We start from the raw sequence: 15,330 nt of genomic DNA, 5'->3' as shown, positions 1-15,330 counted from the left end.
AAGGGCTGAAAAGACCCGCATGACATCCTCCCCTTTTCGGTGGAGGGCCAAAAGCAGCGGCGGCCTGCCAAGGCAAGCCGCCGCGCGTTAAACGGAACCGAAATTGCGGCCGGATGTGCTTTCAGACGTCGAGATTGGCCACCGAAAGCGCATTCGTCTGGATGAAATCGCGCCGCGGTTCGACCTCATCGCCCATCAGGCGTTCGAAGATTTCGTGCGCGACATCGGCCTGTTCGGCTTCGACGCGCAGCAGCGAGCGATTGGCGGGGTCGAGCGTGGTTTCCCACAATTGCTCGGCATTCATCTCGCCCAGCCCCTTGTAACGACTGATCGCAAGGCCCTTGCGGCTGTGCGCAAAGATCGCCTCGAGCAGCTCGGACGGGCGGGTGACCGGGTTGGCCTTGGCGTTCGTGGCTGCGGGCAGATCGCCCTCTTCGCCATCGGGCGTCTCGGCTTCGACCTCGGCCGCCGCGCCGGTGGCCTTCACCAGCCGGCCGGGACGGGCGTAGCTGTCGGCCTGTTCGGCGGCGAGCTTGTGCAGGCGGCGCGCTTCCTGGCTGGCGAGGAAGCCCGCGTCGATCGCATGATGGTCGCTGACCCCGCGCCAGCGGCGTTCGAGCGTATAGCCGCCGCCTTCGACGGCCTCGACAGTCCACACCGCCTCGGCGCCGCCGGTCAGTGCACGCTCGGCGGCATTGAGCCACGTCGCGGCGGTCGCGGCGGCGCTGTGGCGGCCCGCCGTGTCGAGTTCGGGGTCGAGTGCGCCGGTGAGTGCGAGCGCCTCGACGAGCCCGTGATTGAGGTTGCGCGGGACGTAGCGCATCAGCGCGCGCAGGCGTCGGCCATGGTCGATCAGCCCGCGCAGATCCTGTCCCGACCGAGCGCCGCCCGGCGTTTCGAGCAGCAGCGCGTCGATGCCGGCATCGACGAGGTAATTTTCGAGCGCGGTATCGTCCTTCAGATAGACCTCGCTCCGCCCCTTCGCGACCTTGTAGAGCGGCGGCTGGGCGATGTAGAGATGGCCCGCCTCGATGATTTCGGGCATCTGGCGATAGAAGAAGGTGAGCAGCAGCGTGCGGATATGCGCGCCGTCGACGTCTGCGTCGGTCATGATCACGATCTTGTGGTAGCGCAGCTTTTCGAGGTTGAACTCGTCGCGGATACCCGTGCCGAGCGCCTGGATCAGCGTGCCGACTTCCTTCGACGAAATGATGCGGTCGAAGCGTGCGCGCTCGACGTTCAAAATCTTGCCCTTCAAGGGCAGGATCGCCTGTACGTGCCGGTCGCGGCCCTGCTTCGCCGATCCGCCTGCCGAGTCACCCTCGACGAGGAAGAGTTCGCACTTCGAGGGATCGCGTTCCTGGCAGTCGGCGAGCTTGCCGGGCAGGCTCGCGATATCCATCGCGCCCTTGCGCCGCGTCAGTTCGCGCGCCTTCTTCGCGGCTTCGCGCGCCGCGGCGGCGTCGATCACCTTCTGGATCACCGCTTTCGCATTTGCGGGATTTTCCTCGAGCCATTCGGTCATCCGGTCGGCCATCAGGCTTTCGAGCGGCTGGCGGACTTCGGAGGAAACCAGCTTGTCCTTGGTCTGCGAACTGAACTTGGGATCGGGAAGCTTGACTGAAACGATCGCGGTCAGCCCTTCGCGCATATCCTCGCCGGTCAGCGAGACCTTTTCCTTCTTCAGCATCCCCGACTTTTCGCCATAGCCGTTCAATGTGCGCGTCAGCGCGGCGCGGAAGGCCGCGAGGTGCGTGCCGCCGTCGCGCTGCGGGATGTTGTTCGTGAAGCAGAGGACGTTTTCATAATAGCTGTCGTTCCACTCGAGCGCGACATCGATGCCGATGCCGTCGCGCTCGCTGCTGATCGCGATCGGATCGGGCAGCAGCGCATTCTTGTTGCGGTCGAGATATTTGACGAACGCCGCGATCCCGCCCTCGTAAAAGAGATCATGGCTTTCATGCTCGGCGTGGCGCGCATCGACGAGCTTGATGCGGACGCCCGAATTGAGGAAGGCGAGCTCGCGGTACCGATGCTCGAGCTTTTCGAAATCGAATTCGGTGACATTCTTGAACGTCTCGGTCGATGCCATGAAGGTCACACGCGTGCCCTTCTTGCCCGCGGGCGCGGGACCGTTGACCTTCAGCGGCGCAACCGAATCGCCATGTTCGAAGCGCATCCAATGCTCTTCGCCGTCGCGCCAGATCGTGAGTTCGAGCCATTCGCTGAGCGCGTTGACGACCGAGACGCCCACGCCGTGCAGGCCGCCCGAAACCTTGTACGCATTGTCGTCGCTGGTGTTCTCGAACTTGCCGCCCGCGTGGAGCTGGGTCATGATGACCTCGGCGGCCGAAATGCCTTCCTCGGCGTGGATTCCCGTCGGGATGCCGCGGCCATTGTCCTCGACGCTGACCGATCCGTCGCTGTTGAGCGTGATCAGGACGAGGTCGCAATGCCCCGCGAGGGCTTCGTCGATCGCATTGTCCGACACCTCGAACACCATGTGGTGCAGGCCCGACCCGTCGTCGGTGTCACCGATATACATGCCCGGCCGTTTGCGCACGGCGTCGAGGCCCTTCAGGACCTTGATCGAATCGGCGCCATAGGCGTTGGTGTTGGGCTGATTTGCGGGCGCAACCGGCGCCGTATTTTCTGGGGTGTCCGTCATAGCGATTATATAGGGTCGAAGGCCGCAAAACCCAAGCGAAAATGCGGCTCTCGGCTATCTGGCGACGAACGTTGCGCCGTCGCGCCACGGCGGCTAGTTTCCTGTCCATGAAACATCGTATCGCTTTGCCTTTCGTCGCCCTTTCCGTTGCCGCGCTCACGGCTTGCAGCCAGCCCGCACCGCCCGCCGACAATGCGCCGGCGCTCGCCGGCGAGCCCATCGCAACGCGCGCGGTGATGATCGGAACCGAAGGGCCGAGCCTGCCCGCCTGTTCGAGCATCAGCCGCGTCAAGGCGGGCGGCACCGACGTTTATTGGGCGCCGGGCGAGGCGCGCGCGGTCAAGGCGAAGCTCGCCGGCGGAGCGCGCGTCTCGCTGTGCGAGGCGGCCGACAATGACGCCTGGTTCGGTATCGTCTTCGCGGCGCCGGGAACCGATCCCGACATGTGTGGCGTCGGCAAGTCGGTGCAGAACGTCCGCGAATATCAGGGCCCCTGCCGCTGGGGCTGGATCAAGGGCGGGACGGTCCAACTGGGCGGTTAAAGCCACAAAAGCCCCGCATGCGCCTGTCAGGTTTGTCTCCTTTGTGGCCTTAAGGCGACAAAGGATACGGACAAGCGCGCCGAAACTGTCTCCTTTGTCGCTTTAGGGGCGATGGGGAAGCGCGCCGCTGGCGGATGATAATCGACGATCCAAAGAGCCAGCGGTCAGGCTGACACAGCTGGATAATGTAGGAAAGCACTCTTTCTTTCGTCGCCCCGAGATAAGATGGGGGGTGACGAATGACTGGAAACGAGCGGAAGCTGACCTCTCCACCGTCGTCACCCCGGACTTGATCCGGGGCCTGCCTTCTTGAAGGCAAAGGCGGATCCCGGGTCAAGCCCGGGATGACGGAGAGAGGGAAGCGGCCGATAGAGATGTGAACCCCGGCGAAAGCCGGGGCCCGGTAGCGCCGTGGGAAGATGGGCCCCGGCTTTCGCCGGGGTGCACATAAGAGCTGCGGACGGCAGCTTTCCACCCCTAAGCCGACATCCCGTCTATCGGCAATCCTCGATCACGCGCCCGATTTCCGACTGCACCGGTAGCGTCAGCGCGCTGCCGCCCGGCGTTTCGAGCGCAAAGCGGCCGCGGCTGAACGCGATGCGGTCGAGCCGCGGATCGCGGTTGGTGAGGCTCGCGCTGCCGCCGTCGAACCGGATCTGGTCGGTACCCGCGCTCGTGCGCAGGCTGACATTGCCCGAGAGCGACGAGGTCATGCGGATGCCGCCGCCGTCACACGACATGCTGAGCAGCGGGTTCGCGCTGCCGGTCGGGATGAAAGCGGCGGTGCGGCTGCCCGCGTCATAACGCCAGGCGCCGCGATCGACCGCACGGTCTTCCCATCCTGCGGTCGGGGTCGGCAGCGGTGCGGGCGTCGGCGCCGGGGCGACCGGGCGCGGCGCGGGCGGGGGCGGTGCCTCCGGCGTCGGGATCGCGGTGCAGCCCGCGACGGCCAGCGTCAGCGTCGCTGCCATCGCAAAGCGAAACCCGGACTTGCTCATCCCCTAAAATCCCTTCCAGTCGATCACTTCATCGAGCGGCGCGCGCGGCACCGCCCACTGGTTCACCGCAGCGTCGGTATCGGCATAGCCGATCGCGAGCCCGGTGAACAAAATCTGCCCGTCGTCCAGCCCTAGCGTTCGGCGGATCGTCGCGCCGTACATTGCCCAGCATTCCTGCGGGCAGCTGGCGAGGCCATGTTCGACGAGCAGCAACATCACCGATTGCAGCCACATGCCCATGTCCGACCATTGCGGCGGGCCCATGATGCGCGAGCAATGGAGGAAAAGCATCACCGGTGCGTCGAAACCCCGGTAATTGTCCATGAACCGAGCGAGCCGCCCCGCCTTGTCCTCGCGCGGAATGCCGAGCGACGCGTAGAGCGCCTCGCCGACCCCGAACCGCCGGTCGGTCCAGGGTTCGGTCAGTGCGCGCGGGTAGATGTCATATTCGGGTTCCTGCCCTTCGCGCCCCATCGCGATCCGTGCGGCGACCGCATCCTTGACCGCCTGCCAGGGTTCTCCGGTCAGCACCGTCACCTGCCAGGGCTGCAGATTGCCCCCCGACGGCGCGCGCTGTGCCGTGGCGAAAATCTCTTTCAGCAGCGCGGGGTCAACCGGCCGGTCGGTGAAAGCGCGCACCGACCGGCGCGCGTGAAGGGCCCCGGTAACGCTCGTATCAGTCGCTGGCATATTTATCCTCTCGACGCTTGCCGAACAGCAATTTGCGTTCGAGCCGGGCCTTCAGCTGGCGGTAATAGGAAAGGAGGAAGACGTCATCCTCTTCGGCGACGGGACGGCCGATCTTCGCGCGGATCGTATCGGCGACTTCGCGCATTGCGCGTGGGTCGCGGCTGCGCAGCACGCGTTCGAGCTCCTGCAGTTCGAAAATACCGTAAACCGACAGCTCGGCTTCGGTAAAGGCCATCGCCTCGCCTGCGGCGTCGACCCCGATATCGGCGTCGAGTTTCGCGCGCCGGGCCATTACCACCCAGGTCCCGGCGATCAGGTCGCCCATCCGCATCCGGTCGCGATTGAACAGCAGGAACAGGCTGAGCGTCAGCGACCAGGCGATGCCCGCGACGATCGTCCACGCCGACGCCATGTCTTCGGCCGCAGCGGTGCCCATCATCATCAGCGGCAGGAAGAGTTCGAGTTCGCGGATCAGGTTGCGCGCGACGACGGCATCGGCGGTCAGACGGCCGCCGTCGCGTGCGACGACGCGAATGCCCATCAATCTTTTGCCCGGCGTCGCTGCGCGAGAGCCCAGTTCGAACCCGATGAACCAGAAGGTCCGCAGCACAAAGGCGCCGAGCATCCAGATGACGACGGTAACGTCCGATCCGGAGCCGACGCCGATCCAGATCATCAGCAGGGTGAAGAGGATCAGCGCCACGAGGATCAGGACGACATCGACTATCAGCGCGCCGAAACGCAGACCCGAACTTGCGATCTTCAGTTCGAGGTCGACACCTTCGGGGGTGATGAACTGGCGGATCTTTTTCGCCCCGGCGGCGCGCTGTTTCGCATTGGTGGTAGCAGCGGTCACGTCACATCCTCGCGCCGCGGGATGTAATAATAGGCGAGCCAGAACAGCAGCATCAGCGATCCGATCGCATAGCGCAGCATCGTATCGGTAATGAGCTGGCGCCCGAATCCTTCGAGCAGCCCGGCGACGAACAGCATCAATATGACCCCGACCATCACCTTGCCCGCGGTCCGCCCGGCATCGGCCGCCGCCTGCAGCCGTCCGCGCGCGCCGGGAAAAACCACCGCAGTGCCGATGCGCAGCCCCGCCGCGCCCGACAGCGCGGCGGCGAACAGCTCGGTCGTCCCGTGGATGAACAACCAGCCGCCGAAATCGAATCCGAGACCCTTGGCGGAAAAGACCGCGATCATCGCGCCGAGCCCGATCCCCTGATAATATTCGAGCATCATCGTCGGCACGCCGAACGCGAAGCCGAGCGCGAAGGACAGGATCGACACGCGGCTGTTGTGTGTGAACAAATAGGTCGCGAACACGTGCAGCCCGCTTTCCTTCTCGTCGGTCGCCGCCTTTCCATGGCCGAGCGTCGATTGCAGATATTCGGCGGTCGCGCGCGGATCGCGCCCGCCCGACATCTCTTCGTCGACGAAATTGAAATACCATTCGGGATTGTTCGCGACGAGCGAGTAGCTGGTCAGTGCGCCGAGCAGGATGATCAGCGAAATGACGATCGTTTCCTTCCACACCGACCGTATCGCGGCGGGCCAGTCGTAGAGGAAGAAACGGCGGATTCGGTTCCAGCGGCTTTCGCGCACGCCATAGACGAGGAAATAGCCGCGGATCGACAGCGCTTCGAGATGATCGAGCAGCGCCTTGTCGAGACTCGTCGCGCGCGCGATCGACAGCGACGACAGCGTCGCACGATAGAGCAGGGGCAATTGCAACAGCTCGTCGCTGGTGAGCGCCGTCGCGCCTTTCTTCTCGAGCTTGGTCAGCAGCAGGTCGAAGACGATCCAGTCGGCTTCGCGTTCGGCGCGAAAGCGGCCGCTCGAAAAGCTGGGCGCTTCGATCGTACGGGCGGTGGCGGCGGGCGGGATCACAGGCTGCCCGCCCTTTTGATGCCGAGATAGGCCTCGACCGCGGTTGCCCCCATTGCGTCGGCCGGGACCTCGATGACATCCGCCCCCAAACGCTGGAGCCGCGCGATCACGAGCTGGCGGTCGCGTAGCATCGCCGCGGCGACGTTCGACCGCGTGACGTCGGCACCGGTTTCGGGGCGTCGCCGTTCTTCGCTCTCAAGCTCTTCGTCGCGGATCACGACGAACAGCAACCGGTGCTTCTTCACCAGCCGCCCGGCCGCCCGGATCATCAGGTCGGCGCTCGTCGCATCGGTGAATTCGGTGAACAGGATGATCAGCGACCGGCGGTTGAGCTGCGCGCTCAATGTGGTGAGCGCGAGGGTGAAATTGCTTTCGACATGCGCATAGTCGATCAGGCTGGCGGCGCGCTGCAGCGCTGGGAAATCCTGCGTGTGCATATAGGCGGGAGTCAGCGTGTGCGGCTTGGCGGCGAAGGAGAAGAGGCTGATCCGGTCGTTCAATTTGAGCCCGACATAGGCAAGCAGCAGCGCCGCCGAGACGGCGCGGTCGACGCGCGGCATGCCGCCGACGGGCTCGGCCATCGTGCGTCCGCCGTCGATCGCGAGGACGACGCGATTGTCGCGCTCGACGCGATATTCCTTGGCGAGCAATTTGACGTGGCGCGCCGACGCGTTCCAGTCGATCGCGCGCCGGTCCATCCCCGGCTGAAATTCGGCAAGCGCCTCATATTCGCTGCCCTCGCCGCGAAGGCGCTGCTGGCGAAGCCCGAACCAGCTGTTGCGCTGGAACAAGCGGCTGCCCTCTTCGGTCACCGCGCGCAGGCTGGGGACGACATTGATCGCACCGTCGATTACGAACTTTCGCTGTTTCCACAGGAGGCCGAGCGGCCCGGCCCAGCGAATCCACAGCGCCTCGATCTGCGCCTGTCCGCGCCGCGACGCGGCGAGCGGGATCGTGCGCAGCAGCATGTCGCCGGCGTCGGTCCGGCGCATGTCGCCGGCAAGGCGACCGCCCTCGGCCAGCCGCTCGTCGAGCGCGAGCGCGATCTCGGCACGCGGCGGGATCGCGCTGCCACCGGCCGCGAGTGACAGGTCGAAGCCGTCGCCGACACCTACCTGGTGTGGAAAGCGCGCGTCGAGGCTGAGCCGGCGCGGGCTCGACCCCGCGATGGCGTCGAGGAACAGGCAGGCGAGGATGACGGCGATCCAGCCCGGCGCGACGAGCCACAGCTCGGGCCGCACGAGCCCGAGCGCGAGCGCCATCGGGGCGCCCAGCAGCAGCAGATATATCGCGCGCCGCGTCGGATAGATCACCGCGGGACTTCCTCGCGTTCGAGCAGTGCCGCGACGATCTGCTCGACATTGCGTCCCTCGATCTCGGCCGCCGCCGACAGGATGACGCGGTGGCGCAGCACCCCGGCAGCGAGGCGCTGGATATCGTCGGGGATCACATAGTCGCGCCCGTCGAGCGCCGCCGCGGCGCAGGCAGCGCGCGCCAGCAACGTCGCGGCGCGCGGGCTGGCGCCGCACTCGAGGTCGGCGCTCTCGCGCGTCGCGCGGACGAGGCGGACGATATAATCGACGATCTCCTCGGCGAGCCGGACATTCGCGATCGTGTCGATCGCGGCTTCGATCGTCTTCGCATCGGCGACCTGCGTGACCCCGAAATCGCCGACCACCGGGCTTTTGAAGCGGCCGCCATGGTCGGCGACGATGCGGCGTTCCTCGGCGGCGTCGGGATAGTCGACGACGAGTTTGAACAGGAAGCGGTCGAGCTGCGCTTCGGGCAGCGGATAGACGCCCTGCTGTTCGATCGGGTTCTGCGTCGCGAGCACAGTGAAGCGCGGGCTCATCGCGTGCGGCTCGCCGTTGATCGTCACGCGCCGTTCCTGCATCGCCTCGAGCAGCGCCGCCTGCGTCTTCGGCGGGGTGCGGTTGATTTCGTCGGCGAGCAGCAGCTCGGTGAAGATCGGCCCCTTGGTCAGGCTGAAGCTCGACGTCTGGAAGTTGAACAGGTTCGACCCCAGGATATCGCCGGGCATCAGGTCGGGGGTGAACTGGATGCGCCCGAAATCGAGCCCGACCGCGCGGGCAAAAGCCTGTGCCAGCAGGGTCTTCGCGGTTCCCGGCGGGCCTTCGAGAAGGACATGCCCGCCCGCGAGCAGCGCGATCGTCACCATGCGGGTCAGCGGCCCCTGCCCGAACACGACCTTGGCGACTTCGCCTTCGATCGCGGCACCGAGCGCCTGGACGCTCGCGACCCCTTGCGGGGCGGGATTAGTTGTCACGGAGCAGATCCTTCCTGATGTCGTGCAGCGCCTGTGCGTCTGCAAGGAATTCATGGGTGTTGCGCGCGAGCGGCAGGCGCCGCGCAAGGCTGGAGAAAAGCTCGCTTCCCGCACGCAAATGCCGGTCGATCCAGCGATCGGTCGCGGCATCGTCGAGCCCCGCGGGGGCGTGCAGCCGCCGCGCGATCGCTGTGCGCTGGCTCTTCACATACGCATCGGCGCCGTCGAGTTCGCGCCGCGCCTGCTTGATCAGGTCGGCGCTGTTCGCGATCAGCGCCGCCTTCGACACGGGGATGGCGCGCCCCGGTTTCAGCGCCGGACCAAAGCGCATCCACGCCTGCCACAACGCCAGCAGCCCGGCCGCGATCAGGCAGAGCGTGATGCCGATGAAGGGCGGGACAAAGGCGAAGCGGAGCAGCGAGCGCCCTCCGCCGAAACCGTTGAGCGTCAGGTCGAAGGCGAGACCGCTGGCGTCGGCGTCCTCGCCGACGGCATCGACAAGCATCACCGCGGCACGCGCCTTGTCGCGCGATGCAAAAGCGAAATTGTTGATCAGGTCCGGATCGGCGAGAATATAGATATCGCGGTCCTGCAGGCGCGCCAGCACCGCGCCGCCCTGCGGGCCAGCGATCAGCGTTTCGAGCCGGTCGCCTTCGACTGTCTGGATCTTGTCGGGAAGGATGGCGGTAAAACGGTGGCTCGCGATATCCACGGGCAAGGGTTGTGCCTTGCTGGCCGCCGCTTTCACCGCGACGGTGCCGAAATAGTCGGTCGGTAGGAGGCTGCCGGGAGGAGTCGTCGCGAAACCGCCCGCGACCCATCCCGGTTTGACGTCCGCGTTCGGAACGCGCGCGGTGACCCATTTGGGCAGCACGACGAGAATCCGGCCCTCCTGCGCCGCGAGCAGCTCGGCGAGTTCGCTCGCCTTGGTCCGGTGCGTCGGCGTCAATACCAATAGCGGTTCATATGCCTCGTAAACGACGGGCGTGGTGGTGCGTCGCAGCTCGACCGTCGCGCCCGAACGCTCGACCAGGTCGACGATGCCGGCATAACCGGGCGCGGCCTTCGACAGCGCGTGGCCGCCGCCGTCATTGCCGCTCGAAAGCTGTGGGCCAAGCGCGATCAGCGCCCAGAGTGCGATGAAGGCGATGACGCCGACCGCCACCAGCCCGGCCATCAGGCGCGGGTTGAAGCCATGATCGCTGGCGTCCGCATGGTTCATGCCCGCGCCCAATTCTTCGGTACCGTCATTTCGGCATAGGCCGCGCGGCACTGGTCCCATGCGCCGCTGTCGATCGCGCGGCCGCCGAACAGGCTGATTTCGACGGCGCGCGCGATGCGGCTGAACGCGTCGCGCGCGACCGAGGGCAGGTCGCGCGCTTCGGCAAGGTCGCGCGATGTCATCGCGGGTTTCACCAGCCCCGGGCGCCGGCCTTCGATATCCTCGACGCTGCGATAGAGCAGCAGGTGGACCGCTTCGGCAAAGCGCCCTTCGGCGGCGAGGGCATCGGCCTCGGCAAGCAGCGCGCGCGCGGCGCCCGCTTCGACCAGGCCGATCCCGTCGTGGGCCTCGTCATCGTCGGCCTTGCGCCGAAACCGCAGATTGTCGACCCAGCGCGCAAAGGGTGGCACGAAGAAATAGAGGAGCAGGAGTATGATGACCGCAACGGCGATCCAGAGCAGCGGTGTCGCCGCAGGCGCGCTCCATCTGAAAAAACTGGCGATCGCCTCGGCCAGCGATTTCAACCATTCGGGCGTCTGTGGAACCGGTGGCGGTGGGGGGAAGGCGGTCTGGATCTGGCCGCCGGCGATCGTCTGGCTATAGCCGGGGTCGACGAGCTCGGGATCGACCAGCCAGCCCTCGCGGGGCGGGTCGGATGCGGCCGAGGCTTGTGCAATCCACAAGGATATCATGTTGAAATTGTGGCCCCGCCCCGGTCGTTCATCGTTTATGGTGGTAGCGCGAGCGGGTGAGGCAAGGCAAGAGATGCTTGCGCGCCGGACGGCCCCGTTATAGCGCGCGGCGAAATCGGCCGGTTCGTTACGTTCGTAACCAGGGCTGCGAGACAGGAGAGACAGGTGGACGCGGCGCAAGCGGTACATGAAAAATTCCTCGCGGCGCTGGCACAGGGAAGTTTGCCCGACCGGGCCGACGCGCCCGATCCGGCGACCGCGGGCCTGTCGCGCGCGGACGCCACCGACATCTTCCTGTCGCAGCTCACAAGCCGCCAGATGGACCGATTGTCGCGCCATCTGCAGGCGCGCGGCGAGGGTTTCTATACGATCGGATCGTCGGGGCACGAAGGCAATGCCGCGGTCGCGGCGGCGCTGCGCGTCACCGACATGGCCTTCCTCCACTATCGCTCGAACGCCTTCCAGCTTCACCGCGCGCGCCAGCTGCCCGGGCAGAATCCGACGTGGGACATGCTGCTGAGCTTCGCCGCGTCGAGCGAAGACCCGATTTCGGGCGGGCGGCACAAGGTGATCGGCTCGAAGCCGCTCGCCATCCCGCCGCAAACCTCGACCATCGCCTCGCATCTTCCCAAGGCGGTCGGCGCGGCCTTCTCGATCGGCATCGCGCGCCGGCAGGGGATGAAGGACTTGCCGCTTCCCGACGATGCGGTGGTGCTGACCAGCTTCGGCGATGCGTCGGCGAACCATTCGACCGCGCAGGGCGCGTTCAATACCGCGGGCTGGGCGGCGTTCCAGGGCTCGCCGATGCCGCTCATCTTCCTGTGCGAGGATAATGGCATCGGCATTTCGACGCGCACGCCCACGGGCTGGATCGAGGCGCAGTTCCGCCACCGCGCGGGGCTCCACTATATCAAATGCGATGGCACCGACCTCGTCTCGGCCTATGCCGGGGCGTGCGAAGCCGCCGACTATGCGCGCCGCTATCGCAAACCCGTCTTCCTCCACATGGGTACGGTGCGGCTGTATGGCCACGCCGGGTCCGACGTGCAGGGCGCCTATCTGCCCAAGGCGCTGATCGAGGCCGACGAGGCGCGCGACCCGCTGCTCGCCGGCGCGGCGCTGATGGCCGAACAGGGCTGGATGACGCGCGCCGAGATCGCCGAGGCCTATGAAGAGATCGGCGCTACCCTCGCGCGGCAGGCCGAGGCGGCGATCCTGCGCCCGAAGATCACGACGCCGGCGCATGTGATGCAGAGCCTGATCCCGCCGAAGCGCGAGGTGGCGCGCGTCAACACGCCGTCGGACGAGGATCGCAAGGCGATGTTCGGCAGCGACGCGGGACAGATGGACAAGCCGATGCACATGGCGCGGCTTTTGAGCTGGGCGCTCGCCGACCTGATGCTCGCGCACAAGGAAATCGTCGTTGCCGGCGAGGATGTCGGGCCGAAGGGCGGCGTCTACAACGTCACCGCCAAGCTGCACCAGCGCTTCGGGTCGGCGCGCGTCGTCAACACGCTGCTCGACGAACAGGCGATCCTCGGGCTCGCGATCGGCATGGCGCACAACGGCTTCCTGCCGATGCCGGAGATTCAGTTCCTCGCCTATGTCCACAATGCCGAAGACCAGATCCGCGGCGAGGCCGCGACATTGAGCTTCTTCTCGGACGGCCAATATACCAACCCGATGGTGCTCCGCATCGCGGGGCTCGGTTACCAGAAGGGGTTCGGCGGGCATTTCCACAACGACAACAGCCTTGCGGTCTTCCGCGACATTCCGGGCGTCATCCTCGCGGTGCCGTCGAACGGGCGCGATGCGGTCGCGATGCTCCGCGAATGCGTGCGTCTCGCGCGCGAGGAACAGCGCGTCGTCGTCTTCGTCGAACCGATCGCGCTCTACATGACGCGCGACCTGCACGAAGAGGGCGATGGCCTGTGGACCAGCGTCTATGAAGCGCCCGGCTCGGAAACGCCGATCCGCTTCGGCGACGTGGGAGTCCATGGCGCTGGCACCGACCTCGCGATCGTCACCTATGGCAACGGCTTTTATCTTTCGCGCCAGGCCGAGAAGTTGCTCGCCGCCGATGGCGTCAAGGCGCGCGTGATCGACCTGCGCTGGCTCGGCCCCGTCGACGAGGACAAGCTCGTCGCCGCGGTCGGCGATGCGAAACGCATCCTGATCGTCGACGAATGCCGCATCACCGGCTCGCAGAGCGAAGCGCTGATGGCGACTTTCGTCGAGCGCACGCCGGACAAGAAGCTGAAGCGCATCGCCGCCGACGACAGCTTCATCCCGCTGGGCAGGGCGGCGACGCTGACATTGCCGAGCCGCGATTCGATCTATGCCGCCGCGAAGGAGCTTCTGGCATGAGCGCGCGTAAGACCGCACTCGTCGTCGCGCCCGGCCGAGGCACTTATGGCAAGGGCGAGCTTGGCAGCATTGCGCGCCTCCACGGTGTGCACTTCGCCGACCGGATCGCGAATTTCGACGCGCAGCGCCGCGAGCGCGGCCAGCCGACGGTCAGCGAACTCGACGGCGCCGACCGCTTCAGCGTCGCGACCCATATGCGCGGCGATGTCGCGGCGCCTTTGATCTACACCGCCACCGCGCTCGACTGGCTCAGCATCGACCGCGACAAATATGACGTCGTCGCCGTCGCGGGCAATTCGATGGGCTGGTACAGCGCGCTCGCGCTCGGCGGCGCGGTGTCGGTCGAGGATGGCTTCCGCATTTCGAACGCGATGGGGCTCAACAGCCAGACGCACGGCCCCGGCGGGCAGATATTGCTGCAGGTGGTCGACGAGGACTGGCGCCCCGTTGCGGGGCTGCGCGAAAATCTGTTCGACCTTGTCGCCGACATCGGCACGCGTCCCGGCCATGCGCTCGCACTGTCGATCGACCTCGCCGGCATGCTCGTGTTCGCGGGCAATGAAGAGGGCCTTGCGGCCTTGCTCGCCGAAGCGCCGCCGACCCCCGGACGCGACCCGCTGCGCCTCGCGGGCCACGGCCCGTTCCACACGCCGTTGATGTTCGGCAGCTCGGACAAGGCAAAGGCCGAACTCCCCGCCTCGCTCTTCTCCGGCCCTGCCATCCCGATGGTCGACGGCCGCGGCCATATCTGGCGCCGCTTCTCGTCCGATCCGGCCGCGGTGTGGGACTATAGCTTCGGCCACCAGATCCTCGCGCCCTATGATTTCGCGTTGTCGGTGCAGGTGGCGATGCGCGAATATGCGCCCGACGTCGTCATCCTGCCCGGCCCCGGCGACACGTTGGGCGGCGCGATCGCGCAGTCGCTGATCGGCATCGGCTGGCAGGGCATCGCCGGCAAGGCCGACTTCGCGGCACGGCAGGCGGCCGATCCCATCCTGCTTTCGATGGCGCGCGCCGAACAGCGCGCGATCGTCGCCGGACCGCAATAGGGCCGACGAAGAGGAACGTCTCCGCCGGCCCTGTCGTTTGCGCGGGGTCAGGTGGGGTTGACCCCGCGCGGATGAACGGCAGCGCCCATGGGGACCAACTCAGGGGCGGTACGCCGTTCATCATCCTTATAGGCAACGCGCGGCATCGCTGGCCGGTATCGGCGACGATCATGCACCGAAACGGACCGGATCGGGCGGCACCGTGCCCGCATAGGCCGCGACGAAATGCAGGTGCAGCAGCTCGGCGACATTGCCCGCGCCCGCGCGGCGCATGATATTGGCGCGGTGCACCTCGACCGTTCGCGGGCTGAGGTCGAGCCGCCGCGCGATCGCCTTGTTGCCGAGCCCTGCCGCGATCGCGTCCAATATGTCGCGTTCGCGCGGCGTCAGCGTCGCCAGCCGTTCCTCGGCCTCGCGATGCCATTGCAGCCTGTCGCGGCGGAGGCGCCAGTCGCCCAGCGACTGGTCGATCGCCCGGCGGACGAGGTGCGGATCGAGCGGCGCGGGCAGCAGGTCGCGCGCACCGCCGCGCAGGATCGCGCGCGTTTCTGCGATATCGAGCCGCTCCGCGGCAACGAAAATCGTCGTTCCCGCGCGTCCCGCGACCCGGTCGAGCAAGGCCGCGCCGCTCGTCGCGCCGGGCTGGCGCCAGTGAAAGAGCAGGATGCCGCCGTCGCGATCGGCATCGGCGGCTATCCAGTCGTCGGCAGACGCGAAACTGCGGACGACTGCATGCCCGGCGCCCGCAAGCACGCGAAAACAGGCCGCGCGCTCGATGGGGTCGGGCAGGACGAGATGGATATGGCTCCCGGCGTCATTCACCCGGCGATGCTGCCGCGCGCCGCGCGGCAGGCCCAGCGCAGGCCGGTCGGTTTTCGCGTCATTGCGGAGGCAAGGATGCTGGCTTGACCAAAATCGTATA

At 66.6% G+C, this 15,330-nt stretch carries 13 protein-coding genes; 3 read left to right on the top strand and 10 right to left on the bottom strand.

Translation table 11 applies throughout. The annotated features are described in order from the left end of the window. Positions 1 to 121: 121 nt before the first annotated feature. The gene (gene gyrB / locus VGU00_RS17590; RefSeq protein WP_327470868.1) at positions 122 to 2,668 is read right to left on the bottom strand and encodes a DNA topoisomerase (ATP-hydrolyzing) subunit B; all 2,547 of its coding nucleotides are present in this window, start codon (positions 2,666 to 2,668) and stop codon (positions 122 to 124) included. A 107-nt stretch (positions 2,669 to 2,775) separates the two neighbouring features. Here gyrB and VGU00_RS17585 point away from each other — a divergent pair, with 107 nt between their 5' ends. Further along, positions 2,776 to 3,210 (top strand): hypothetical protein, encoded by a 435-nt coding sequence (locus VGU00_RS17585; protein ID WP_327470866.1) that lies wholly within the window; start codon positions 2,776 to 2,778, stop codon positions 3,208 to 3,210. 494 nt (positions 3,211 to 3,704) lie between these two features. Here the strand turns inward: VGU00_RS17585 and VGU00_RS17580 are convergent, their stop codons facing one another. The 8 genes from VGU00_RS17580 to VGU00_RS17545 form a co-directional block, all read right to left on the bottom strand. Continuing rightward, positions 3,705 to 4,208 carry a hypothetical protein gene (locus VGU00_RS17580; protein WP_327470864.1) on the bottom strand — a complete coding sequence of 168 codons (504 nt, stop codon included), beginning with the start codon at positions 4,206 to 4,208 and terminating at the stop codon, positions 3,705 to 3,707. 3 nt (positions 4,209 to 4,211) lie between these two features. Then, positions 4,212 to 4,898, bottom strand: coding sequence for a nitroreductase (locus VGU00_RS17575; RefSeq protein ID WP_327470863.1), 687 nt, complete (start codon positions 4,896 to 4,898; stop codon positions 4,212 to 4,214). Next, on the bottom strand, positions 4,885 to 5,754 hold the full coding sequence (locus VGU00_RS17570; protein ID WP_327470861.1) for an RDD family protein: 870 nt from the start codon (positions 5,752 to 5,754) through the stop codon (positions 4,885 to 4,887). Before VGU00_RS17570 ends, VGU00_RS17575 begins: the two co-directional genes overlap by 14 nt. After that, complete coding sequence (locus VGU00_RS17565) at positions 5,751 to 6,791, bottom strand: stage II sporulation protein M (protein WP_327470859.1); 1,041 nt, start codon at positions 6,789 to 6,791, stop codon at positions 5,751 to 5,753. Before VGU00_RS17565 ends, VGU00_RS17570 begins: the two co-directional genes overlap by 4 nt. Next, a complete protein-coding gene (locus VGU00_RS17560) occupies positions 6,788 to 8,104 on the bottom strand; it encodes a DUF58 domain-containing protein (RefSeq protein ID WP_327470857.1) in 1,317 nt (438 codons plus the stop codon). The genes VGU00_RS17565 and VGU00_RS17560 overlap by 4 nt, the downstream gene beginning before the upstream one ends. After that, positions 8,101 to 8,970, bottom strand: coding sequence for an AAA family ATPase (locus tag VGU00_RS17555; protein ID WP_414713585.1), 870 nt, complete (start codon positions 8,968 to 8,970; stop codon positions 8,101 to 8,103). The genes VGU00_RS17560 and VGU00_RS17555 overlap by 4 nt, the downstream gene beginning before the upstream one ends. 97 nt (positions 8,971 to 9,067) lie before the next feature. Continuing rightward, a complete protein-coding gene (locus tag VGU00_RS17550; protein ID WP_327470855.1) occupies positions 9,068 to 10,300 on the bottom strand; it encodes a DUF4350 domain-containing protein in 1,233 nt (410 codons plus the stop codon). Then, positions 10,297 to 10,992, bottom strand: a complete 696-nt coding sequence (locus VGU00_RS17545; RefSeq protein WP_327470853.1) for a DUF4129 domain-containing protein — start codon at positions 10,990 to 10,992, stop codon at positions 10,297 to 10,299. The genes VGU00_RS17550 and VGU00_RS17545 overlap by 4 nt, the downstream gene beginning before the upstream one ends. Positions 10,993 to 11,157: 165 nt before the next feature. On the opposite strand from VGU00_RS17545, the gene VGU00_RS17540 reads away from it, so the two are divergent. Further along, positions 11,158 to 13,359: a dehydrogenase E1 component subunit alpha/beta gene (locus VGU00_RS17540; protein WP_327470851.1), complete on the top strand. Its 2,202-nt coding sequence runs from the start codon at positions 11,158 to 11,160 to the stop codon at positions 13,357 to 13,359. Further along, complete coding sequence (locus VGU00_RS17535; protein WP_327470849.1) at positions 13,356 to 14,408, top strand: ACP S-malonyltransferase; 1,053 nt, start codon at positions 13,356 to 13,358, stop codon at positions 14,406 to 14,408. The genes VGU00_RS17540 and VGU00_RS17535 overlap by 4 nt, the downstream gene beginning before the upstream one ends. A 168-nt stretch (positions 14,409 to 14,576) precedes the next feature. Here VGU00_RS17535 and VGU00_RS17530 read toward each other — a convergent pair whose 3' ends face one another. Continuing rightward, entirely contained in the window at positions 14,577 to 15,230 is a 654-nt protein-coding gene (locus tag VGU00_RS17530) for a response regulator transcription factor (RefSeq protein ID WP_327470848.1), read from the bottom strand. Positions 15,231 to 15,330 lie beyond the last annotated feature (100 nt).

The sequence above is a fragment of the Sphingopyxis sp. genome, assembly GCF_035944815.1.
Classification (GTDB): domain Bacteria; phylum Pseudomonadota; class Alphaproteobacteria; order Sphingomonadales; family Sphingomonadaceae; genus Sphingopyxis.
This window is presented reverse-complemented; position numbering and strand designations above follow the sequence as displayed.